This window comes from Telluria sp. ZB4P34, assembly GCF_059686055.1.
In genome coordinates this window covers 259,420-281,906 of record NZ_JCASIF010000002.1, presented here as the reverse complement: position 1 = coordinate 281,906, position 22,487 = coordinate 259,420, and the positions used below count along the sequence as shown (strand labels likewise).

The window sequence follows — 22,487 nt, the reverse complement described above, 5'->3', positions numbered from 1 at the left end:
CTTGGTGCCTCGGTTGGCGCCCTGATTACTTCAGCAGGCCGGCGTTGCGGGCAGCCGCTTCGATCGCGCCGTAGTTCGAGGCCCTGGTCGGGATGAACCTGGTGGCGCGCTGCAGTTCCAGGATCTGCTTGCCTTCCGGGGTCGAGGCGTCGAGGGCCAGGAAGGCGTCCGTGATCTTCTTCTGCAGAGCCGGGCTCATGTCGCTGCGCACGGTCCAGTTGTAGTCGTAGTAGCCCGGGGTGGTGTAGAACACGCGCACGGCCTTCGGGTCGACCTTGCCGGTTTCGACCAGCTTGTCCCACACCGAGATGTTCAGGGCGCCGGCGTCGACCTTGCCGCCCGCGACCGCGGCCACGGTGGCGTCGTGCGCACCGGAGAATGCGACGCGCTTCAGGTCGGTGTCCGGGTTGACTTTCGCGCCCAGGAGGAAGGAGCGCGGCATCAGGTGGCCCGAGGTCGAGGATTCCGAACCGAAGGCCAGGGTCTTGCCCTTCAGGTCTTCCAGCTTGTTGATGTCCGCCTTGGTGGTGACGAAGACCGAGCGGAACTTTTCATCTTCGACGCGCTGCACCAGCGGAACCACCTGTCCCTTGCTGCGCACATTGGCCTGCACGAAGGTGAAGCCGCCAAACCAGACCATGTCGATCTTGCGGTTGATCAGGCCCTCGACCGACGCGGCATAGTCGGTCACCGGGGTGAACTCGACCTTCAGGCCGGTCGCCTTGGCCAGGTAGTCGCCCAGCGGCTTGAACTTGCGCTGCAGTTCGGTCGGCGCTTCGTCGGGAATCGCCGAGACGCGCAGCACGCCTGGGGTGTTCTGGGCGGAGGCGCCGCCGGCGGCCAGCAGCAGGCCAGCCGTGGCTGTTGCGGTGAACATGGTTTTCAGGACACGCAAGGGCGAAAAGGACGTCATCGTTGGCTTTCTTTTTGGATGTTGGTATCGAGTCTGGAAACGCGTGAACCGGGTCTGTCATGCCTGCACGGCAATGGGGTGCGGCCAAACGCCGGATTCCGCTATCATGGCCAAAACGGCAACGCCGGTTCGGCAATCCCTATGCCATGACGCATGGTGCGGTGTGGCGGCACGAATGATAACGCTTATGCACATCTCCTGCACGGAAGACCGCCCGCGCGCCGCCAACGCCCACGTGGCCGACGAGCTCCACGCCGGACTCGCGGCCCCGAAGGCCTGGATCGCGCCCAAGTTCCTCTACGACGCACTCGGTTCGAAGCTGTTCGAAGCCATCTGCGAACTGCCCGAGTACTACCCGACGCGCACGGAAGCGGCGATCCTGTCCCGCCACGGCGCCGAGATCGCGCGCGTGGCCGGCAGCGGCGCCACCCTGGTCGACCTTGGGGCCGGCAACTGTGCCAAGGCAGCGTCGCTGTTTCCGCTGCTGGCGCCGGCGCAGTATGCCGCCGTCGACATCTCGGCCGAATTCCTGTGCGACGCCCTGGCGCGCCTGCGCCAGCGCTTCCCGCACATCGACATGCACGGCATCGGCATGGATTTCTCGAGCCGGTTCGAGCTGCCGCCGCAGGTCGCGCAAGAACGCCGCCTGTTCTTCTATCCCGGTTCGTCGATCGGCAATTTTACCCCTGCCGAAGCACATGCCTTCCTGCGCCGCCTGCGCCTGCAGTGCGGCAGCGACGGCGGGGTGCTGCTGGGCGTCGACCTGGCCAAGGACAAGCCGACGCTCGATGCGGCCTACGATGATGCGCTCGGCGTCACCGCCGCATTCAACCTGAACCTGCTGCGCCACGTGAACCGGCTGATCGAGGCCGATTTCGACATCCGCGCCTGGCGCCACCGCGGCTTCTACAATCCGGCCGAGGGCCGCGTCGAGATGCATCTCGAGGCGCTGCGCCGCCAGGAGGTACGCTGGCGCGGCGGGGCACGCAGCTTCGAAGCGGGCGACACCATCCACACCGAGAACAGCTACAAGTACCAGCAGGCCGATGCGATCGCCCTGCTGGAGCGCTCCGGCTTCGAGGCCACCCGCGTGTGGACCGATCCGCAGCGCTGGTTCGCGGTCATCCACGCGCAGGCGGTCCACTGATGGGCATCGGGCAGGGCGAAGACATCCGGCACGCATTCGCGCGGGTGCGCGCGCGTTCGCTCGAGATTGCCGCGCCGCTCTCCGGCGAGGATTGCTGCGCCCAGTCGATGCCGGACGCCAGCCCGGCCAAGTGGCACCTGGCGCATACCACCTGGTTCTTCGAGACCTTCATCCTGGAAGCGCACGAAGCGGGCTTCGCCCCTTTCCACCCGGCCTTCCGGATGCTGTTCAATTCCTATTACAACGGCATCGGCGCCAGGCATCCGCGCGCCCGCCGCGGCCTGCTCACGCGCCCCTCGCTGGACGAAGTGTGCGCCTACCGCGAGGATGTCGACGCACGCATCGCCAGGCTGCTCGCCGGGACGTCGAATACCCGGCTCGCGAGCCTGGTCGAACTGGGCCTGCAGCACGAGCAGCAGCACCAGGAGCTGATGCTGACCGACCTCAAGCACCTGCTGGCCCAGAACCCGCTGTACCCGGGCTATACGGCGCAGCGGATGGAGGCCGGGGCGCCGCCGGCGCCGATCGCCTGGATCGGCTTCGACGGCGGCATGGCCGAGATCGGCCATGGCTCAAGCGGCTTCTGCTTCGACAACGAGCTGCCGCGCCACCGGACCTACGTCGCTCCCTTCGCACTGGCCTCGCGGCTGGTCACCAATGGCGAGTACCTGGCTTTCATCGAGGCCGGCGGCTACCGCGACCCGGCCCTGTGGCTGGCGGAGGGCTGGGACCGCGTCTGCAGCGGCGAGATGACCCATCCGCTGTACTGGATTCCGGGCGAGGACGGCGCATGGTGCGAGTTCACGCTGCATGGCCTCCAGCCGCTCGACCCGGCGCGCCCGGTCACCCATGTTTCGCTGTACGAAGCCGACGCCTACGCCCGCTGGCGCGCGATGCACGAGCCCGGCCTGCGCCTGCCGACCGAGGCGGAATGGGAATTCGCGGCGCGCCAGGCCTCGCTCGGCGGCGGCGCCCTGCACCCGGAGGCGGCGCAGGGCGCCGGCCTGGTGCAGATGTTCGGCGCCTGCTGGCAGTGGACCAGCAGCAGCTATGCGCCGTATCCCGGCTATGCCCCGGCGCCGGGCGCCATCGGCGAGTACAACGGCAAATTCATGGTCAACCAGTATGTGCTGCGCGGCTCGTCCTGCGCCACGCCCGACGGCCATGCGCGCGCCAGCTACCGCAACTTCTTCCCGGCCGGGGCGCGCTGGCAGTTCAGCGGGATCAGGCTGGCGCGATGAGCCGTCGCAGGAGCTGGCGCGAACGCCTGCTGGACCAGCGCGCCAATGCCTGGATCCTGTCCCACCCCTTCAACTTCGCCCGGCAGGTCATCCGGGGTTTCCGCGCCAACCAGGGCCTGCTGCTGGCCGGCGCGGTTGCCTATTACGCGCTGCTGTCGATCGTGCCCTTCCTGATGCTGGCGGTGGTGGCGCTGTCGCACTTCATCGACCAGGCCGAGCTGCTCGATACCCTGCAGCGCTACCTGGGCATGCTGGTGCCGGGGCAGTCGCAGCCGATCGTGGACGAAGTGGCGCACTTCCTCCAGAACCGCGACCTGATCACCTGGGTGCTGGCGGTCACCATGCTGTTCTTCAGTTCGCTCGCCTTCACGGTGCTCGAGAACGCGATGAGCGTGATCTTCATCCACCGGGTGGCGTCCAGGCGGCGCCATTTCATGGTGTCCGCCGTACTCCCTTACTGCTACATCCTGGCGCTCGGCTTCGGCGTCATGATCGTCACGCTGGTCGCCGGCGCACTGGAAGTGATGGGCAAGGAGAGGGTCTGGCTGTTCGGCGTCGAGTGGTCGCTGGACGGCGTATCCGGCGCGCTCCTCTACCTGCTCGGGCTGTTCGGCGAAATCCTGGTGCTGACCTCGATCTACCTGGTGATGCCGGTCGGGCGCCTGTCGGTCTGGCACGCGCTGGTCGGCGGCATCACCGCGACCCTGCTGTGGGAAGTCGCGCGCCGCATCCTGGTCTGGTATTTCTCCACGCTGTCGCAGGTGAACGTCGTGTACGGATCGATGACGACGGCGATCGTCGTCATGTTCAGCCTCGAGATCGCGGCCACGCTCCTGCTGCTCGGCGCGCAGGTGATCGCCGAATACGAACGCGTCGGACACGGCCTGGTCGACCGGCCGCCGGAGCCCATGCGCACGGAACCGCCGGCCTGAGCCTTTCGAGCGATGGCCCCGGGGCTGCACTGTGATCCAGGCGCTGCCGAAGCACATTGCGCTGGACCGCGCCAGCGTCGAGGTCGAGCGGGATACCGGCAATCCTGACCGCGATCCGGGCCTGTTCCAGCCGGCCTGACGCTATTCCCGGCCACGCTGGGCTACACTGCCGGGCATGGCTCATTTCATTCTTTGCTGGGAACTCGGCGGCGGCCTGGGGCATGCCGGGCGCCTCAAGTCGATCGCCCTGCCGCTGCGCGCCCGCGGCCACGAGCTCAGCTTCGTGCTGCGCGACCTGGTGCTGACGCGCCGCATGCTGGCGGACGCCAGGCTGGGCCAGGGCATCGCCAGCTTCCAGGCGCCGGTCTGGCTGCACCGTACGGCTGGCCTGCCGCCCGAGCAGGCCAGCCTGGCCGAAATCCTGCTTGCCTGCGGCTACCTCGATGCGGACGCGCTGGCCGGCCTGTGCGAAGGCTGGCGCGCACTGTTCCGGCAGGGGCGTCCCAGCCTCGTCATCGCCGACTATGCACCCACCGCCATCCTGGCCGCGCGCAGCCTTGGATTGCCCAGCGCGGCGCTCGGGCCGGGTTTCACGATGCCGCCGGCAGGCCGGCCGCTGCCCCCGCTGCGCGACTGGGAGGCGCCCCAGCCGTCCCGCTTGCGTACCACCGAGGCGCCTGCTGGACAGCGCCAACCGGGTGCTGGCGCTGCACGGCGCCGCGCCACTGGCGCACGGCGCCGACCTGCTGCTGGGCGACCATGCGCTGCTGTGCACCTGGCCGGAGCTCGACCATCTCGGACGGCACGGCGGCGGACCCTGGCTGGGACCGAACCTGCCGCCGCCGGCCGCCGGCAGCGCCATATGGCCGGACGGCGCGGGGCCGCGCGTGTTCGCCTACCTGCGCCGCGGCGTGCCGGAATCAGGCGAGGTGCTGGCGGCGCTGGTGCGGCAGGGTTGCCGCGTGCTGTGCTACATGCCGGACGTCGCGGGCGGGGCGCCGCCGCCGGTGGACAGCCCGCTGCTCGCCTATGCCCCGGCGCCGGTGGCGCTGCCCCCGGCGCTGGCGCAATGCGAACTGGTGGTGAGCCACGCAGGCGAAGCGCTGGTGGCGCAGGCCCTGCTGGCCGGACGGCCGCTCCTGATGCTGCCGCATGCGACGGAAAGCTTCCTGATGGCGCGCCGGGTGGCGCAACTGGGAGCGGGGATCAATGCGATGCAGGAGCCGCGCCCGCGCGACTGGGACGCGATGCTGCGGGCGCTGCTGGAGAAGGCAGCCTACGGCGAGGCCGCGGCTGCCTTTGCGCAGCGTTACGCGCACTTCGATCCGGCGCAGCAGGCCGAGGACCTGGCAGACCGTTTCGAGGCGATGGCGGCGCGGCGCTGACGGTCGCGCGGGCAGGCGTCAAAGCGCCTCAGGCGACCGTGACGCGCGCGGCGCCGTCGCCCATGCGGCCGATCACGACGGCGTCGCCGAAGCCTTCGCGGGCGAACAGGGCCAGCACCTCGTCCACGCTGCCCGGGTCACAGGACACCAGCAGGCCGCCCGAGGTTTGCGGGTCGGTCAGCAGCGCGCGCTGGGCCGGCGTGACGGTATCGGCCAGCTCCACGTCCTTGCCGTAGGCGTCCCAGTTGCGCCCGGAGGCCCCGGTGAAGAAACCGTCCTGCGCCAGCTGCAGCACGCCCGGCAGCAGCGGCACCTTGTCCATCTCGAGCGTGGCCGACAATCTGGCCCCGCGCGCCAGTTCCAGCAGGTGGCCCAAGAGGCCAAAGCCGGTGACGTCGGTCATTGCGTGCACGCCGGGCATGTCGGCCAGCAGGCGGCCTGGCTTGTTCAGCTTGGTGGTGTTGGCGATCATCGCCGCATAGCCATCGGGGCCCAGCGCATCCTTCTTCAGCGCCGCCGACAGCACGCCCACGCCTAGCGGCTTGCCGAGCACCAGCACGTCGCCGGCCCTGGCGTCGGCATTGCGCTTGACCTTGGACGGGTGCACCAGGCCCAGCACAACCAGGCCGTAGATCGGTTCGACCGAGTCGATGGTGTGGCCGCCCGCGATCGGGATGCCGGCATCGGCGCACACGGACTCGCCGCCGCGGATGATCTGGCCGATGGTGTCGAGCGGCAGCTTGTTGACCGGCATGCCGACCAGGGCCAGCGCCATGATCGGCGTGCCGCCCATCGCGTACACGTCCGAGATCGCGTTGGTGGCGGCGATGCGGCCGAAGTCGAAGGGATCGTCGACGATCGGCATGAAGAAGTCGGTGGTGGCGATCAGGGCCTGCTCGTTATTGAGCTTGTAGACGGCGGCGTCGTCGGCGGTCTCGATGCCGACCATCAGCTCCTTCGGCACCGGGAAGCCGGCCGATCTGCTCAGGATCTCGGACAGCACGCCGGGCGCGATCTTGCAGCCGCAGCCGCCGCCGTGCGAGAAGGAGGTGAGTTTGATGGGTTGCTCGGTGGTCGTGCTCATCGTTATTCCATATCCAGGGTTGCGCTTGGGGCGCGAAGTAAAAGATTATCCACCAAGTCGCGCAGCGCCGCTTGCTCGGCGGCGGGGGCGAACAGGGTGGCGCGGGCTGCGCACTGGCGGCGCAACAGGGCGTCGAAGGCAGGATCGCCCAGGAGACGGTCGATCAGCCGCGCCAGTGCGGCCGCGTCGCCGGGCGCGAAATAGCCGGCGTAATCTTCGCCCAGCATGCCGCGGTTGCCGTTGATGTCGGAAGCCAGCACCGGCACGCCGCTGGTGACGGCCTCGATGATGACGTTCGCCCCGCCCTCCATCCGCGAAGCGATCACCATGGCCCGGCAGCGCTTGATGCGCCGGCGCGCCATGGCATGGGGCAGGGCGCCGAGCCAGCGATAGCGTGGATGGGCCGCCTGCGCCGCTTCGGCCGCGCGGCGCAGCACCGGGTCGAGCGCGCCGCCGATGTGCAGCAGGCGCGCCGCCGGATGCCCTACCAGGCCGGCGGCGCGCATGAAGGTCAAGGGATCCTTTTCCTCGCGCAGATGACCCACCATGCAGACATCGGCATGGCGTGGCGCCGTCGCGGGGACATGGGGGCGCAGGGTCGGGGCCGACTGGTAGATGACGCGTGCCCTGGCGTGCAGGTGCGGCGGCAGCAGGACAAGGCCTGCCGGCTGCAGCAGCACGAGGGAGGTGGCGCGTTCGAGCGAAGCGCGGGCGCGGGAATCGGTGGCGATGTCGCGGTAGAGATCGGTTCCCGTCAGGACCAGCACCGAGGGGCGGCCCGGGAAGGCCGCACCGAACGCGGCCAGCGCGCTTGCCGATCGGCGCGCATGGAGGGCGATCATCAGGTGCGGCGCCGGGTCTCCTGCTGCCCACCCGCCCGCAATGCCGACCTCGTGCGCGCCGCGCAGGAAGCGCGCCCAGCGGCTGGCAGTCTGCCAGTTGCCGTTGTTCTCGCGGGCGCTTGCGGGACTGACGATGAGGATGCGCTTGCGCACTGCCGGATTCTCCAAAGGCGAGATCGCGATTATACGCCGCGCCTGCCGGGCAAATGGATCGTCGGGTAGTATATTGCTCACTGTGACATAGTGGAGCATTCATGAACGCCAGAGACGTGGTAGGGCTGCTGCTCATCGTCACCGGACTGTCGCTGGAGATCGTGGCTTGGAGCCTGCGCGAAATGTGGTGGGGTCTCACTGGAGCGATGCTGTTCGCAGGCGGCTTTTGGCTCATCTGCACGCGGGGACGCGGGAACAGGGTTTCCAAAGCCATGGCAAATGCGCACCAGGAAACACCACCTGCCTGGCGCCTCGGTAGAAGGCGGAATGACGGTGAGGACGATACTAGCGGCGACGGCGGATTGTTTGACGCTGACGGAGACTGAGCAAGCGCGTTGCGCCGTCGAGGTGAAAAAAATGGCTGCCCCAAGGCAGCCATTTTTCATGAAGCATTCAGCGATCAGTATTCGCCGAAAGTACGGCGGGCGCCGTCGCCCGAGCGCGGGTGCGCCGGCTTGGCAAAGCCTTCACGGCGTGCGCCTTCCGGACGGTTGCCACGGTAGCCGCCTTCGCGCGGCGCCGTGCTAGGCGCGCCTTCGCGCGGGGCCGCGTCACGGCGGTAACCGCCTTCGCGTTGCGGACGGTCGCCGAAGCCGGCGGTGCGCGGTGCACCGAAGCCTTCACGCGGACCGCGGTCGGCGTAACGGCTGTCGGCAGGACGGCTGTCCGCCGGACGGGCAAAACCGCCTTCACGTGGAGCGCGATCACCATAGCCCGGCTTGGCGAAGCTGCGCTGGCCCGGCTTGGCGGCATTGCGGCCGTCGCCCGGCTTCCAGCCCGGACGCGAACCCGAGCGGGCCGGCGCCGAACGCTTCGGCTCGAAGCCTTCCACGACATCGACCGGGATCAGCTGCTTGGTGAAGCGTTCGATGCGCTTCACGTTCATGCCTTCGGCATGGTTCACCAGCGAGATCGCCAGGCCGTTGCGGCCGGCACGGCCGGTACGGCCGATGCGGTGCACGTAGTCCTCGGGGAATTTCGGCAGGTCGTAGTTCACCACGTGCGTGATGGTCGGCACGTCGATGCCGCGGGCGGCGACGTCGGTCGCCACCAGCACGCGCACCTGGCCGCGGCGCATGCTGTCCAGGGTGCGGTTGCGCGCGCCCTGGTGCATGTCGCCGTGCAGTGCGGCGGCCGCGAAACCAGCGATGTTCAGGCGGTCGGCGATCATGTCGGCGTCGCGCTTGGTGGCGGTGAACACCACCGCCTGGTCCATCGATTCGTCACGCAGCAGGTGGTCGAGCAGGCGGTTCTTGTGCGACAGGTCGTCGACGAAGTGCACTTTCTGCGAGATGTTCTCGTGGCGGTTGGCCGCGCTCATGATCTGGATCGTCTGCGGATCCTTGGTGATGCGGCGCGCCATGTTGCCCACCACGCCGTCCAGCGTGGCCGAGAACAGCATCGTCTGGCGGCTGGCCGGGGTTGCGGCGACGATCTTTTCGATGTCGTCGATGAAACCCATGTCCAGCATGCGGTCGGCTTCGTCCAGCACGAGGATCTCGAGCTGCGAGAAATCGATCTTGCCCGATTCCATGTGGTCGATCAGGCGGCCCGGGGTCGCCACCAGGATTTCCGGGTTCTTCGACAGCAGCTGCATCTGCTTCGGATACGGCATGCCGCCCAGGATCGACACGGCGCGGATGCGGCGCATGTCAGTCGTATATTGTTCGGTCGCGGTGGTCACCTGCAGTGCCAGTTCGCGGGTAGGGGTCAGGACCAGCATCTTCGGCTGGGCTGGGGTGAAACGGACGCGTTCGCCGCGGGCGCGCGCCGACTGCGCGTTCTGCGCAGGGGTACGGCTGGCTGCGGTCGGCTCGGCGTTAGCCAGCTTGTTCAGCGCCGGCAGCATGAATGCTGCGGTCTTGCCTGAACCGGTCTGCGACGAGACCAGCAGGTCGCGGCCGGCGATGGCGGCCGGGATGGCCTGCTCCTGCACCGGGGTCGGCTTGGTGTAGCCGGCTTCAGCAACTGCTTTGACGAGCGACGCGTGTAAACCTAGGGCTTCAAAACTCATGTGTACTTTTACTTTCGGAATAAATCATGATCGCGCGTGTCGAAATGACGAGCGCAAAATAGCAACGCGAACCAACACTACGAAATGACTCAGAAATGAAAGCAATTTCGGCACAAAAGCTTTGCGCCGGGACGGTGTCTGGGATGCTGACACACAGGGCGGGAGGGCTTTTAAGAAGGGCGAACGTTTGTCGCCAAGGCTTGCGATGCTGCTTATGTACTACTGTGCCTATCTGCTGCGTCCTGTCTGTTTGAACATGTTATTGCAGCGCACAAACGACACTATACAGGACTTTGGAAAAGTCTGCACGCGGCCGCCTGGCGTGCGGCCGAGGGAAGTGGGGCTTTAAGGCCGATTTAAGGTCGGCCTTGATTTGAATCAACGCTTCTTGCGCTTGGACGAGGTGTTGCGCGCAATACGTTTCTTCGACGGGGCGCCGGCTTTGGCCTTGTAGCGGGAAGCCTTGCTTGAAGCCTTCATGCGCGGACTGCGTTCGGCTTCGAACGCCACCACGGCATTGTCGATGATGTTCTCGGCGATGTCGCCGGCCTGCGAAGCCGACACCTTCGGCACCAGGATGGTCGAGCCGGCCTTGACGGTCGACTTGGCCGGGATGTTGTTGGCCTGGCGGATGACTTCCGGGGTGGTGCCGAACTTCGATGCCAGCGCGGCGATGCTGGTGCGGGCGTTGGTGATCTTGTGCGTGGTCCAGCTCGACAGCTCGCGGCCCCACTGGGCCAGGTTCAGGTTGAACTTCTCGGCGTTTTCCTTCGGCAGCAGGATCTTGGTCTTGTCGCCGCCGGTGATGACCGGCTTCTTGAACTGCGGATTGAGTGCGCGGAACTCGTCGAGCGACATCTCGGCCAGCTGGGCCGCGACGGCGACGTCGATGTCGCTGGTCTTGTCGATGGCGGTGAAATAGGGCTGGTTGTCGATCGCCGGCAGGGCGACGTTGTATTGCAGCGGGTTGCCGACGATGTTCTTGACTGCCTGCAGCTTCGGCACGTAGTTGCGGGTTTCAAGCGGCATCAGCTCGGCCAGGCTCTCGAAGTCGGTGCCCTTGCCGAGCGCCTGGTTCTTCTTGATGGCGCGCTGGACGTTGCCTTCGCCCCAGTTATAAGCGGCGAGCGCCAGGTGCCAGTCGCCGAACATCGTGTACAGGCGCTGCAGGTAGCTCAGGGCCGCATCGGTCGAGGCCAGCACGCCGCGGCGCTCGTCCTTGAACATGTTCTGCTGCAGGTTGTAGTCCTTGCCGGTGCCCGGCACGAACTGCCACAGGCCGGCAGCGGCGGCAGTGGACAGGGCCTGCGGATTGAAAGCCGATTCGATCACGGGCAGCAGGGCCAGTTCGGTCGGCATGCCGCGCTTTTCCAGTTCCTGGACGATGTGATAGAGGTAGGGCGAGGCGCGGCCCGAGATGCGCTTGAGGCTGTCCGGACGGGCGCTGTAGGCCTGGGTATGGCGGGCCACCAGGCTGTTGTCGAGGTCGGGGATCGCGTAGCCGCTGCGGATGCGGCCCCACACGTCGGTTTCCTTGTACTCGTCGACCTTCAGTAGGCCGGGCGCAAGCGGCAGGGCGGGGCGGACGGCGGCGTTGCCGGCCGACGGCGCGTTGTCCATCGCGTGGGCGACTTGCGAGCAAATCGGGGAGGTGGCCAACAGTGCCAGCGCGGCAGTCGCTACAGTCTTGCGGATCATGTCGTGCATCGCTTTCCAATGTTGCGTCCAGGAACGGACGTACTGGTCAAGAGGGCAGTGTACGTAGTCGAGCTTGGATCAGTCAAGAATTATGTCCAGCTCGTTACAATTTTGTCTGCGCGATGAATTCGTGCGAATTGACATCATGAAAACCGCAGTTGCCGTGAAATGGCTTCCTGATCGCAGCAGGAGGCTGCGGCTGCCCGGGGCGGGAAAGCATCCGTTTCCTCATTCGTTACCCCTTAGCCTAGCCCCGCGCAGCTGTCGATCTATGAGCACACGCAAAGAGTGCGTACAATCCAGCTTTCGCCTCCCTAGCATTGATACCTTGCCATCCATGAGTACCGCACACCCGCATGCCGACGACGACGCGATCGTCGCGGCCACCCGCCGCTGGCTGGAACGGGCCGTCATCGGCCTGAACCTGTGCCCCTTCGCCAAATCGGTCTATGTGAAGGAGCAGGTGCGCTATGTCGTCTCCGGTGCGACCTCGCCGGAAGCGCTGCTCGAGCAGCTCATGGACGAGCTGCAGCACCTGTCGGATACACCGGCCGAGGAGGTCGACACGACCCTGCTGATCCACCCCTTCGTGCTGGACGATTTCGAGGACTACAACGAATTCCTGGACGTGGCCGACGCGGCGGTCGAGGACATGGCGCTCGACGGCGAGCTGCAGGTGGCCAGTTTTCATCCGCAATACCAGTTCGCGGATACCGACGCGAACGACATCTCGAACTACACCAACCGGGCCCCCTACCCGATCCTGCACCTGCTGCGCGAGGACAGCATCGACCGCGCGGTCGAGGCCTTCCCGGAGGCCGCGGAGATCTTCGAGAAGAACATCGACACCATGGAACAGCTCGGCCACGAAGGCTGGGATAAGCTCGACGTCGGGCCCGCACGCGATGCCGGACAATAAGGCCGACGCGGCGGCCAGCGGGCCGGTGCGGGCGGACACCCCCTGTGTCGCCGTATGCTCGACCACCTTCGACGACGTGTGCCGCGGTTGCGGGCGCACGGTGGCCGAGGTGGCGAACTGGGTGTCGATGAACGCCGAGGAAAAGGAGCGCGTCTGGGTGCGCATCCTGGCGCAGGGCTACCCGCGCCGCAACACCTGAGGCTTACAGGCCCAGGAAGTCGCGCTTCCCGATCGGCACCCCGTTGTGGCGCAGGATCGCGTAGGCGGTGCTCGCGTGGAAGTAGAAGTTCGGGAGCACGAAACCGAGCAGGTAGTCGTCGCCGCGCTCGAAGTGGCGCGCGCGCTCGCCCGCGCCATGCGTGACCGGGCGTTCGCCGGCGCCCTCGAACGCCGCCTGCGGCAGGCTGTCGAGGTAGCCGAGCGTCCTGGTGATACGCTGCTGCAGTTCGGCGAAGCTCTGTTCACTGTCCTCGTAGCGCGGCACCTCCGCGCCGGCGAGGCGCGCGCTCGCACCCTTGGCGAAGTCGGTCGCGACCTGCACCTGGCGCAGCAGCGGGAACATGTCGGGGAACAGGCGCGCCTGGAGCAGCGCGGCCGGCTCGATCTTGTGCTGCTGGGCGTGGGCTTCGGCTTTCTCCAGCAGCGCGGCAAGGGCGCCCAGCATGTTCCTGAACACGGGAACCGAGGCGGAATACATCGACAGGCTCATCTGTTTCTCCTCTGAAAGATTCAATCATAACAAGTCTTGTCGCATCCTGCCGACACCTGGGCCGCCAGCCCCAGTGTACATAGTGCAATTTACTGACGTATGGCAACGTCCGATGCATAATGGGATCGATCTCATACCATTTCGATAATCCCTGCCGGGCGGCGGGGCACAGGCCACTACCCGATGTCCCTGCCACGCTTTCAACTGCGCGACGCCGTCGCCGGATTCTTCGCCAGGCTGCGCAAGCTGTATGGCCGCTCGCTGTATGGCGCGCTGCTGCTGGTGGTGTTCGGCGGAATGGCCGTACCGGCCGTGGTCGGGGGCTACTTCCTGATCGGCGTGCAGGAGCGCGAATCGACCGCCCGCACGCTCAACGACGCACTGCAGCGCAATGCCGACCTGCTGGCGCTGGCCATCCAGCAGCCATTATGGGACATGAACCCGGAAGCGGCGCGCGCCCTGGTCGATTCCTTCATGCGCGACCCCGCCGTGGTGCACGTCGAAGTGCGCGACCCGTCCCGGGCCGAATTCATCAACCGGCGCGCGGCGCTGGCGCCGGGCGCGCGCGCCTATCGCGCGGAACGCAGGATCGTGATGCGCGGCCAGACCATCGGCCACGTCGCGATCGAGATGGGCGACCATGATTTCCACCAGGAGCTGCGGGCCAAGCAGCGCAACTATGCACTGGTGCTGGCGGTCCAGCTGGCGGTGTCGCTGCTCCTGATCGCGCTGCTGCTCAAGCGCCGCCTGCTGTCGCCCCTGCGCCTCCTGACCGGGTTCTCCGACCGGCTCGCGCGCGGCGACTTCGATACCCCGCTGGCCCTGCAGGCGCAGGATGAACTGGGCCGCCTGGGCAGCCAGATGGAGCGCATGCGCGTGGCGATCGGCGAGCTGTTCGCCGACATCGGCCGGCGCGAGGAACAGTTCCGCACCATCGTCACCCAGGTGCCCGGCGCCGTGTTCCGCGCCCGCCCGGGCGGGCACATCGACTTCGTCAGCGACGCCATCGAGGACATCTCGGGCTATCCCGCCGAGCGCTTCATGCTGGCCACCACCGACGACTGGGCCAGCATCATCCACCCCGAGGACCGGCGCATGCACCGCCGCGTCGCCGGCGACGCGCTGGCGTCCGGCGGCCCCTACGAAGTCGAGTACCGCATCATCGACGCCGGCGGCATCGAGCGCTGGGTGCTGGAAAGCGGCGCGCCGCAGGGCGGGTGGGGCAGCGAGGATTTCCGCATCGACGGCATCATCTACGACATCAGCGAACGCAAGCACGACGAAATGCGCATCGAGGCCCTGCTCACCGAGCAGGGGGCGATCCTGGACAACGTCATGTTCGGGGTGGTGTTCGTGCGCGAGCGCCGCATCGTCTCGGCCAACCGCCGCGCCGAAACCCTGTTCGGCTATGCCGAAGGCGGCATGGACGGCTGCTCGACCGCGATCCTGTTCCCCGGCCGCGCCGAGTTCGAGCGCAAGTGGCAGGAGAAGGCGCCGACCATCGCGGGCGGCCTCGACGCCGGCGAGGAACTGCAGTTCCGCCGCCGCGACGGCAGCGTGTTCTGGCTCCTGGTCAGCGGCTGTGCGCTCGACGCGGCGCGCCCGGACGAGGGCAGCATCTGGGTGTTTGCCGACATCACCGAACGCAAGCTGGCCGAAGAGAAGCTGCGCCTGGCCGCCACCGTGCTCGAACACATCGCCGACGGCGTGATGGTGCTCGACGCGGGCGGGCGCGTGGCCGCCACCAATCCGGCCTTCACCCAGATCACCGGGTATACCGAACGCGAGGCGCTCGGCCAGCAGTCGAACCTGGCGCTGTCCACGCGCCACGACGAAGCCTTCTACCAGGGCTTGTGGCGCGACCTCGACGACACCGGCTTCTGGCGCGGCGAACTGTGGGAGACGCGCAAGAACGGCGACGCCTACCTCGAGTCGCTCACCGTCTCGGCGGTGCGCAACGACGCCGACGTGCTCACCCACTATGTCTGCGTGTTCAGCGACATCACCAGGGCCAAGGAGTCGCAGGACAAGCTCGACCACCTGGCCCATCACGATCCGTTGACGGCCTTGCCGAACCGCTTGCTGTTCCACGACCGCCTGCAGCACGCGATGGCGCGCGCCGCGCGCGAGGGCGAGCAGCTGGCCGTGCTGTTCATCGACCTGGACCGCTTCAAGAACGTCAACGACACGCTTGGCCACCACGTGGGCGACGAGCTGCTCAAGCAGGTGGCCATCGCGCTCACCCGCTGCCTGCGCGATGGCGACACGCTGGCGCGCCTGGGCGGCGACGAATTCATCGTGCTGCTCGAAGACGTGGACGGCGCTTTTGCCGCGGGCCACGTGGCCGAGAAGCTGATGTCGCTGTTCGAGCAGCCCTTCACCGTGTCGGGCCACGAGCTGTTCGTCACCGGCAGCGTCGGCATCAGCCTGTTCCCACAGGACGGCGCCGACCTGAATATCCTGGTGCGCAACGCCGACGTGGCGATGTACCAGGCCAAGGCGCGCGGCCGCAATGGCTACCAGTTCTATGCGGCCTCGATGAGCGGCGAGGGCGCCCTGCGGCTGCGCCTGGAGTCGCTGCTGCGCCGTGCGATCGACAAGGGGGAGATCTTCCTCCATTACCAGCCGCAGGTCGAGATCGATACCGGCCGCCTGGTCGGGGTCGAGGCCCTGGTGCGCTGGGAAAACCCGGAACTGGGCTCCGTGCCCCCGGTGCGCTTCATCCCCGTCGCCGAGGACACCGGCTTCATCAACCAGCTGGGACAGTGGGTGCTGGCCGAGTCCTGCCGCCAGATGGTCGCCTGGGACCGGGCCGGCCTGCGGGTGCCGAAGATCGCCGTCAACGTGTCGGTGCGCCAGTTCGAGCGCGGCGGCATCGCCCCGACGGTGGCGGCGGTCCTGCGCGACACCGGGCTGGAGGCCGAACGCCTGCAGCTGGAGGTGACGGAATCCGTCATCATGCAGTCCGGCGACGCGCTGGAATGCATCAGGGACCTGCGTGCGGTCGGCGTGGGGCTGGCCATCGACGACTTCGGCACCGGCTATTCGTCGCTGGCCTACCTGAGGCAGCTGCCGGTCCAGACCCTCAAGATCGACCGCAGCTTCATCCAGGACATCTCGACCGATCCCAACGACGAGGCGATCGCGGTTGCCGTGATCCAGCTCGGCAAGAGCCTGAACCTGTCGGTGGTGGCGGAGGGCGTGGAGAACGAGGCGCAGGCGGCATTCCTGCTGCGCCACGGCTGCCGCCATGCGCAGGGCTACCTCTACAGCCGGCCGGTCGCCCCCGGCGATATACTGGCGCGCTGGGCGCATGGACAAGAACAACAACACGGACAGGAACACGGTGACGACGAATCGGACGAGGCAGGTGCATCCGCCGCAAGCAGCACCTGAGGGCGCGCCGGGCGGGCATCGCACACGGGGCGCGGCGCGGCGCCGCTTCCTGCTGGGCGGCCTGCTGGCCGGCGGTGCGCTGCTGGTGGGCTGGGGCGTGCAGCCGCCGCGCCAGCGCCTGCATACGGCGAATCCGCTGCCGGTGGATGGTGATGCCGTGGCGCTGAACGGCTGGATCGCCATCGCCCGGGACGGCACGGTCTCGGTGGTGGTGCCGCGTAGCGAGATGGGGCAGGGCGTGCATACCGCGCTGCCGATGCTGGTGGCCGAGGAGCTGGACCTGCCGATGTCCGCCGTGCGCATCGCTCCCGCTCCCATCGACAAGATCTTCGCCAACCTCACGGTGCTGCGCGAAAACCTGCCCTTCCACCCGGACGACGCGGGCCGCACGCGCCAGGGCGCGCAGTGGCTGATGGCCAAGCTGGGCCGCGAACTGGGCATCATGTTTACCGGCGGTTCCACCAGCGTGAAGGACGCCTGGACGCCGATGCGCGAGGCCGGCGCGGTGGCGCGCGCCATGCTGCTCGAGGCCGCGGCCGAACAGTGGAAGCTTCCGGCGGCGCGCCTGCGCACGGAAGACGGTTTCGTGCTGCATCCCGACGGCCGCCGCGCCGGTTATGGCGCGTTGGCCGCGCATGCGGCCCGGGCCGGGGCTGGCATCCAGGCCGGCGACGTGCGCCTGAAGGAAGCGCGCGACTTTCGCCTGATCGGCAAGCCGCTGGCGCGACTGGACAGCCGCGCCAAGGTCAACGGGACCGCGCGCTTCGGCATCGACGCGCGCGTGCCCGGCATGGTGTACGCGGCGGTGAAGATGTCGCCGGTGGTGGGCGGCACATTGGCCGCCTTCGAGCGCGCGGCGGTGGCGTCGATGCCGGGCGTGCTGGCGGTGGTGCCGGTGCCCGGCGCTCCCGGCGAGCGCAACGGCGCCGGCGCCGGCGTGGCGGTGGTTGCCGCCGGCTGGTGGCAGGCGCGCCAGGCCGCGCAGGCGCTGCCGGTCACCTGGAACGAGGGAGAATCGGCGCGTCTCGACAGCGCGGCGCTGTTCGCCGGGTTCGCGCGCGCCCTCGACGAGGAGGGCGGCTACGTGTACCACGAAACCGGCGTCCAGGACGTGAAAGGCGCGGCACTGACGGTGTCGGCCGAATACCGCGCGCCCTATCTTGCGCATGCGGCGATGGAGCCGATCAACTGCACCGCCCAGGTGGCGGACGGCCGTGTGCGCCTGTGGGCCTCGACCCAGGTGCCGAGCGTGGCGGTGGACGTGGCCGCCCGTGTGGCCGGCGTCGACCGCGCGGCGGTATCGATCGAGGTGATGCTGCTGGGTGGCGGTTTCGGCCGCCGGCTGGAAGCCGACATGGTGGCGCAGGCGGTGACGGTGGCGCTGGCGACCGGCGGCAAGCCGGTGCAGCTGATCTGGTCGCGCGAGGACGACACCACTCACGACGTATACCGTCCGGCCGCGCTGGCGCGCCTGCGCGCCCACCTCGATGCGGAGGGCAACATCCTGGCCTGGGACAGCAAATCGGCCGGCGGCGCCATCGGCCACCAGTATTTTCCGCGCAACCTCGGCCTGCCGGGCGTGGGGCCGGACAAGACCACGGCCGAAGGCGCCTACGACATGCAGTACGCGATCGCCAACCAGCGCATCGCCCACGTGACCGTGGACAGCCCGGTGCCGATCGGCTACTGGCGCTCGGTGGGCCATTCGCACAATGCATTCTTCAAGGAGGCCTTCCTCGACGAGGTGGCGCATGCGGCCAGGCGCGACGCCGTGGCGCTGCGGCGCACGCTGCTGCGCGGCCATCCGCGCGCGCTGGCCGTGCTGGACGCGGCGGTGGCCAGGGCCGGGCGGCCGGCGCAAGGACGCGCCCATGGCGTCGCCCTGCACCGCTCGTTCGGCAGCACGGTGGCCCAGGTGGCCGAAGTATCGGTGGACGGCAGGCAGATTCGCGTGCACCGGGTGGTGTGCGCGATCGACTGCGGCCTGGCGGTCAATCCCAACATCGTGGCGCAGCAGGTGGAGTCGGGGGTGCTGTTCGGACTGTCGGCCGCGCTCTACGGCGAGATCAGCCTGAAGGACGGACGGGTACAGCAGTCGAACTTCGGCGACTACCCGGTGCTGCGCCTGAATGAGGCGCCGCTGGTGGAAACCATCGTGATGCCCAGCAGCGCGCACCCGGAAGGCGTGGGCGAGCCGGCCGTGCCGCCGGTGGCGCCGGCGGTGGCGTCGGCCGTATTCCGGCTCACCGGGCAGCGGCTGCGCAGCCTGCCGCTGCGCCTGGACTGAAGCGTATCGACTGACGCTTCCGGCCGGGCCTTTAGCCGGCCAGCAGCATCCGCAGGTTGCAGTCGCGCTGCCAGCCGCGCCGCTCTTCGCTGGAGGCGGCCAGGCGCGCCAGCTCGTCCGGCGTGGCGTCGAACTGGGCCTGCACCAGGCGCTCGGCCACCGCGCCGTCGGGCACGACGGTGCCGAAAAAGGCAACCGTGTCGCCGCGCTGCACCAGCAGGGTCGGGAAGTTTTCCACGTCGAGCTCGCCTACCACGTCGGCCTGGTCTTCGATGTCGATCCAGACGAAGGTCTTGTCGGGGTGGCGCTGCGCCAGTTCTTCGAAGGTGGCGCGGTAGGTCGAACAGGTGCCGCACCACGCGGCGCACAGGCAGGCGACCGTCAGGGCGTCGCCGCGCATCGCGGCCGCGACGGCCGCGCGGTTGTCGGAATCCAGGGTCAGGCTTTGCATGAGGCGGATTGTACCGCGTGCCGCGGCCCTGTGTTGCATCAGGGAAGTCCGCCGTGGCCAGCGGAGCCGGCGAGCGGGTAAAATACCGGCATGCCCACGATTCTCGCCATCGAAACCTCGTCCGAGCTCGCCTCTTGCGCGCTGCTGGCCGGGGACCACGTCCATGCCCGCGCCACCAGCGGCGTGCGCACCCATTCGCAATCCGTCCTGCCGATGGTGCAGGAACTGCTGCGCGAGGCCGGCCTGCGGCTGGCCGATTGCGACGCCGTCGCGTTCGGGGCCGGTCCCGGCTCCTTCACCGGCGTGCGCACCGCCTGCGGCGTGGCCCAGGGCCTGGCCTTCGGCGCCGGCCTGCCGGTGCTGCCCCTGGTGACGCTGGAGGCGATGGCCGAGAGCTGCCGCGCCCGTAGCGGCGCGACCGAGGTGCTGGCCGTGCTGGACGCGCGCATGGGCGAGGTGTACTGGGCGCAGTACCGCCACGACGCCGCCCGCGGCGCCTGGATCGAGGTGGCCGCGCCGGCCCTGTGCGCGCCGCACGACCTGGAACCCGTGCCGGCCGCAAACCTGGCCGCCTGCGGCAACGGCTTTTCCGCCTATCCGGACGCCTTTGCGGGCAAGCCGTTCGCAGCCGGGGCGCTGGACGACATCTTGCCGCATGCGCGCGAGATGGCGCGGCTGGCGGCCGTGAAGCTTGCCGACGGGCTGGCGCTGCCTGCCGCCCAGGCCCAGCCGCTCTACCTGCGCAACAAGGTGGCCTTCACCAGCGCCGAGCGCCAGGCCATCAATGCGGCAAAGGCCGGGGCATGACGGCCGTGCACGAGCATCCGGCCGTCGTGAACCCTGCAGGCCTGGTATTTGCCCCGATGACGGCGGCCGACGTGGACGAGGTGCACGCCCTTGAATGCAGCGTGTTCCCGCATCCGTGGAGCCGCGCCAATTTTACCGATTCGCTGGCCAGCGGCTACGATGCCTGGACCGCGCGCGACGCGGGCGGCGGGCTGGCCGGCTATTACCTCCTGATGTATGCGGTCGACGAAGCGCACCTGCTCGACGTGGCGCTGGCCGCCGGCTTGCAGGGCCGGGGCCTGGGGCGCCGCCTGCTCGACCGCATTGGTGCGCGCGCCAGGGAGCAGGGCATGGCCTCGGTGCTGCTGGAAGTGCGCCCGTCCAACGAGCGCGCGCTGACGGTGTATCGCCGCTATGGCTACCGCGAGATCGGCCGCCGCAAGGGCTACTACCCGGCGCACGGCGGGCAGCGTGAGGACGCCATCGTGATGAGGATCGACCTGTGAGGATGAACCGGTGAACCGCCTGAGCGAACGCGACGCGGCCTTCCTGGCCGAGATGGGCATCGGCCCGCTGTGGAGCCTGCGCAGCGCGCCGGGCGACGCTGCGGCTGCCGAACCCGAAGCCGTGGCGCAGGCCGTGCCGCTTGCGGCAGCCGCCGCGCCCGTGCAGGCGGCGCCGGCCCAGGCACCGGCCCGGCCTCAGCCGCTGGCTCCGCCACCGATGCCGCGCCAGGTTGCCGAAGCGCCTGTGCGGCCGGCCTGGACCCCGCCCGCGGCCGCCGACAGCGCCTGGGGCGAGGCGGCCGAGCCGGCACGGCCGGACCTGTCCGGCATGGACTGGCCCTCCCTGCGCCAGGCCATCGCGGGCTGCCGCCATTGCAGCGCCTGCAGCGAAGGCCGCAAGCCCGTCTCCGGCAGCGGCGCGCGCCAGGCGCGCTGGCTGGTCGCCGCCGGCACCGCCAGCGCGGCCGACGAAAAGGCCGGGCAGCCGCTCACCGGCGAGGCCGGCAAGCTGCTCGACAACATGCTGCTCGCGGTCGGCATGTCGCGCGCCGAGGATGTCTACGTCACCACCCTGGTCAAGTGCCGCCCCGCCAACGCCAGTGGCGGCGACCGTGCGCCCAGCGCCGAGGAAGTGGCGGCCTGCCGCCCCTTCCTGGAGCGCGAACGGGAACTCTGCGGCGCGGCCACCGTGCTGACGCTGGGCCAGGTAGCCGCCAACGGCCTGCTCGGCAAGCCGCTGTCGGAGCCGCTGGCCGGTTCGCGCGGCGCCGTCCACCGCCTGGGCGAGGCTGCGCTGGTGGCCACCCTGCATCCTGGCGAGCTGCTGCGCCGGGGCGCCGACAAGGCGCTGGCCTGGGCCGACCTGTGCCAGGCCAGGCATGCGGGCGAACGCGCCGATGGACGCGCCGGCTGACACCTACCAGCAGGGTTTCCACCGCCGCTGGGGCCACCTGCGGCACGCGCGGGTGCGGGCGCTGGCCTGGCTGCTCGACGCGCCCGACCTGCTCGACGCCGACGATCCGCTGTGGGCCGGCCGCATCGCCACCCTGGACGAGCCGGGTCCGGCGCTGGCCGACTGGCTGGCGCGGCTCGACCGCGATCCTTCCCCGCTCGACGACGCCCTCGGCGCCAGGGTCTACACACGCCTCGGCCTGTACGCAGAAAAGCTGATGGCCTTCTATTTCGAACAGCAGGGCCGCCTGGTCGCGCACGGCCTGCAGGTGCGTGCCAGCCGCAACGACACGGTGGGCGAATTCGACTTCCTGCTGGACGACGGCCCGGAGGCGGTCGAGCACATCGAGTTCGCCACCAAGTTCTATTTGCTGGACGGGGAGGGCGGGCAGGAACAGGGGTGGCAACTGAGTGCCCTCGTCGGCCCCAACCTGGCCGACAGCCTCGGCCACAAGATGCGCAAGGTGTTCGAGCGCCAGCTCAGCCTGGGCGCGCATCCGGCCGCGCAGGCCTTGCTGCCGCGCCCCGTGGCCAGGGCGCGGGCGCTGGTCAAGGGCTGGCTGTTCTACCCCGCAGGCAGCTGGCCGCGAATGCGCGGCATCGCCGCCGGCCACTGCCGCGGCTTCTGGTGCGCCGTCGGCGAGATCGAGGGCCTGGACGGCGACGCGTTCGTGATCCTGCCGCGCCTGCAGTGGCTGGCGCCCCTGCGCGCCGCCGCGGACACCCCGACCCTGAACCGCGCCCAGCTGCACGCCGAACTGTCGGCGCAGTTCGAGACATCGTCCACGCCGGTGCTGGTGGCGCGGGTGCGGCATGTGCCCGGCCTGGTGGCCGCCAGCGTGGAGGAGGTCGAGCGCGGCTTCATCGTCCCGGACGACTGGCGCGAGCGCGCTGCGGCCAGAAGAATGGTGAAAGCAGTGTAGGGTGGTCGGCGCTGCCGACCGCGCGTCCAGCTCGGGCATGGGCAGCGACACGGCTTCCGCTAGTTGAGCGCGCGGTCGGCGAAGCGTGAT

Annotated in this window: 21 protein-coding genes; 13 read left to right on the top strand and 8 right to left on the bottom strand. The window is 68.8% G+C overall.

Annotated elements, in window-relative coordinates; all coding sequences use genetic code 11:
* Positions 1 to 25: 25 nt before the first annotated feature.
* Entirely contained in the window at positions 26 to 913 is an 888-nt protein-coding gene (locus AC56KL_RS05760; protein ID WP_497179195.1) for a putative selenate ABC transporter substrate-binding protein, read from the bottom strand.
* A 187-nt stretch (positions 914 to 1,100) separates the two neighbouring features.
* Here AC56KL_RS05760 and egtD point away from each other — a divergent pair, with 187 nt between their 5' ends.
* From egtD to AC56KL_RS05745, 3 genes are read left to right on the top strand one after another with little or no spacing between them, the layout of a single operon-like run.
* The gene (gene egtD / locus AC56KL_RS05755) at positions 1,101 to 2,060 is read left to right on the top strand and encodes an L-histidine N(alpha)-methyltransferase (RefSeq protein WP_497179194.1); all 960 of its coding nucleotides are present in this window, start codon (positions 1,101 to 1,103) and stop codon (positions 2,058 to 2,060) included.
* A complete protein-coding gene (gene egtB / locus AC56KL_RS05750) occupies positions 2,060 to 3,301 on the top strand; it encodes an ergothioneine biosynthesis protein EgtB (protein ID WP_497179193.1) in 1,242 nt (413 codons plus the stop codon). The genes egtD and egtB overlap by 1 nt, the downstream gene beginning before the upstream one ends.
* Positions 3,298 to 4,233 (top strand): YihY/virulence factor BrkB family protein, encoded by a 936-nt coding sequence (locus tag AC56KL_RS05745; protein ID WP_497179192.1) that lies wholly within the window; start codon positions 3,298 to 3,300, stop codon positions 4,231 to 4,233. Before egtB ends, AC56KL_RS05745 begins: the two co-directional genes overlap by 4 nt.
* 522 nt (positions 4,234 to 4,755) lie before the next feature.
* Here AC56KL_RS05745 and AC56KL_RS05740 read toward each other — a convergent pair.
* On the bottom strand, positions 4,756 to 4,902 hold the full coding sequence (locus tag AC56KL_RS05740; RefSeq protein ID WP_497179191.1) for a hypothetical protein: 147 nt from the start codon (positions 4,900 to 4,902) through the stop codon (positions 4,756 to 4,758).
* Between the two features lie 29 nt (positions 4,903 to 4,931).
* On the opposite strand from AC56KL_RS05740, the gene AC56KL_RS05735 reads away from it, so the two are divergent.
* Positions 4,932 to 5,618, top strand: coding sequence for a glycosyltransferase (locus AC56KL_RS05735; RefSeq protein WP_497179190.1), 687 nt, complete (start codon positions 4,932 to 4,934; stop codon positions 5,616 to 5,618).
* 28 nt (positions 5,619 to 5,646) lie between these two features.
* On the opposite strand, the gene selD is transcribed toward AC56KL_RS05735, so the two are convergent.
* Together selD and senB are read right to left on the bottom strand one after the other, a co-directional pair.
* A complete protein-coding gene (gene selD, locus AC56KL_RS05730) occupies positions 5,647 to 6,702 on the bottom strand; it encodes a selenide, water dikinase SelD (protein WP_497179189.1) in 1,056 nt (351 codons plus the stop codon).
* 2 nt (positions 6,703 to 6,704) lie between these two features.
* Positions 6,705 to 7,712: a selenoneine biosynthesis selenosugar synthase SenB gene (gene senB, locus AC56KL_RS05725; protein WP_497179188.1), complete on the bottom strand. Its 1,008-nt coding sequence runs from the start codon at positions 7,710 to 7,712 to the stop codon at positions 6,705 to 6,707.
* Positions 7,713 to 7,798: 86 nt separating this feature from the next.
* On the opposite strand from senB, the gene AC56KL_RS05720 reads away from it, so the two are divergent.
* A complete protein-coding gene (locus tag AC56KL_RS05720; RefSeq protein ID WP_497179187.1) occupies positions 7,799 to 8,083 on the top strand; it encodes a hypothetical protein in 285 nt (94 codons plus the stop codon).
* A 74-nt stretch (positions 8,084 to 8,157) separates the two neighbouring features.
* Here the strand turns inward: AC56KL_RS05720 and AC56KL_RS05715 are convergent, their stop codons facing one another.
* Entirely contained in the window at positions 8,158 to 9,771 is a 1,614-nt protein-coding gene (locus AC56KL_RS05715; protein WP_497179186.1) for a DEAD/DEAH box helicase, read from the bottom strand.
* A 378-nt stretch (positions 9,772 to 10,149) separates the two neighbouring features.
* Positions 10,150 to 11,478, bottom strand: coding sequence for a transglycosylase SLT domain-containing protein (locus AC56KL_RS05710; protein WP_497179185.1), 1,329 nt, complete (start codon positions 11,476 to 11,478; stop codon positions 10,150 to 10,152).
* A gap of 328 nt (positions 11,479 to 11,806) precedes the next feature.
* On the opposite strand from AC56KL_RS05710, the gene AC56KL_RS05705 reads away from it, so the two are divergent.
* Entirely contained in the window at positions 11,807 to 12,388 is a 582-nt protein-coding gene (locus tag AC56KL_RS05705; protein ID WP_497179184.1) for a DUF1415 domain-containing protein, read from the top strand.
* Positions 12,375 to 12,587 (top strand): DUF1289 domain-containing protein, encoded by a 213-nt coding sequence (locus tag AC56KL_RS05700; protein WP_497179183.1) that lies wholly within the window; start codon positions 12,375 to 12,377, stop codon positions 12,585 to 12,587. The genes AC56KL_RS05705 and AC56KL_RS05700 overlap by 14 nt, the downstream gene beginning before the upstream one ends.
* 3 nt (positions 12,588 to 12,590) lie before the next feature.
* Here the strand turns inward: AC56KL_RS05700 and AC56KL_RS05695 are convergent, their stop codons facing one another.
* Positions 12,591 to 13,097, bottom strand: coding sequence for a DUF1993 domain-containing protein (locus AC56KL_RS05695; protein WP_497179182.1), 507 nt, complete (start codon positions 13,095 to 13,097; stop codon positions 12,591 to 12,593).
* Between the two features lie 183 nt (positions 13,098 to 13,280).
* On the opposite strand from AC56KL_RS05695, the gene AC56KL_RS05690 reads away from it, so the two are divergent.
* Positions 13,281 to 16,493, top strand: a complete 3,213-nt coding sequence (locus AC56KL_RS05690) for a bifunctional diguanylate cyclase/phosphodiesterase (RefSeq protein ID WP_497179181.1) — start codon at positions 13,281 to 13,283, stop codon at positions 16,491 to 16,493.
* A gap of 61 nt (positions 16,494 to 16,554) precedes the next feature.
* The gene (locus AC56KL_RS05685; RefSeq protein WP_497179423.1) at positions 16,555 to 18,780 is read left to right on the top strand and encodes a xanthine dehydrogenase family protein molybdopterin-binding subunit; all 2,226 of its coding nucleotides are present in this window, start codon (positions 16,555 to 16,557) and stop codon (positions 18,778 to 18,780) included.
* 31 nt (positions 18,781 to 18,811) lie between these two features.
* Here the strand turns inward: AC56KL_RS05685 and AC56KL_RS05680 are convergent, their stop codons facing one another.
* Positions 18,812 to 19,231, bottom strand: coding sequence for a thioredoxin family protein (locus AC56KL_RS05680; protein ID WP_497179180.1), 420 nt, complete (start codon positions 19,229 to 19,231; stop codon positions 18,812 to 18,814).
* Positions 19,232 to 19,321: 90 nt separating this feature from the next.
* On the opposite strand from AC56KL_RS05680, the gene tsaB reads away from it, so the two are divergent.
* Genes tsaB through AC56KL_RS05660 form a run of 4 tightly spaced genes read left to right on the top strand, consistent with a single transcriptional unit; the run spans position 19,322 to position 22,397 of the window.
* Complete coding sequence (tsaB, locus tag AC56KL_RS05675) at positions 19,322 to 20,038, top strand: tRNA (adenosine(37)-N6)-threonylcarbamoyltransferase complex dimerization subunit type 1 TsaB (protein ID WP_497179179.1); 717 nt, start codon at positions 19,322 to 19,324, stop codon at positions 20,036 to 20,038.
* Positions 20,035 to 20,523: a ribosomal protein S18-alanine N-acetyltransferase gene (gene rimI, locus AC56KL_RS05670; RefSeq protein ID WP_497179178.1), complete on the top strand. Its 489-nt coding sequence runs from the start codon at positions 20,035 to 20,037 to the stop codon at positions 20,521 to 20,523. The genes tsaB and rimI overlap by 4 nt, the downstream gene beginning before the upstream one ends.
* A gap of 10 nt (positions 20,524 to 20,533) precedes the next feature.
* Positions 20,534 to 21,436, top strand: coding sequence for a uracil-DNA glycosylase (locus AC56KL_RS05665; protein WP_497179177.1), 903 nt, complete (start codon positions 20,534 to 20,536; stop codon positions 21,434 to 21,436).
* Complete coding sequence (locus AC56KL_RS05660) at positions 21,420 to 22,397, top strand: DUF1853 family protein (RefSeq protein ID WP_497179176.1); 978 nt, start codon at positions 21,420 to 21,422, stop codon at positions 22,395 to 22,397. The genes AC56KL_RS05665 and AC56KL_RS05660 overlap by 17 nt, the downstream gene beginning before the upstream one ends.
* Positions 22,398 to 22,487: the final 90 nt, after the last annotated feature.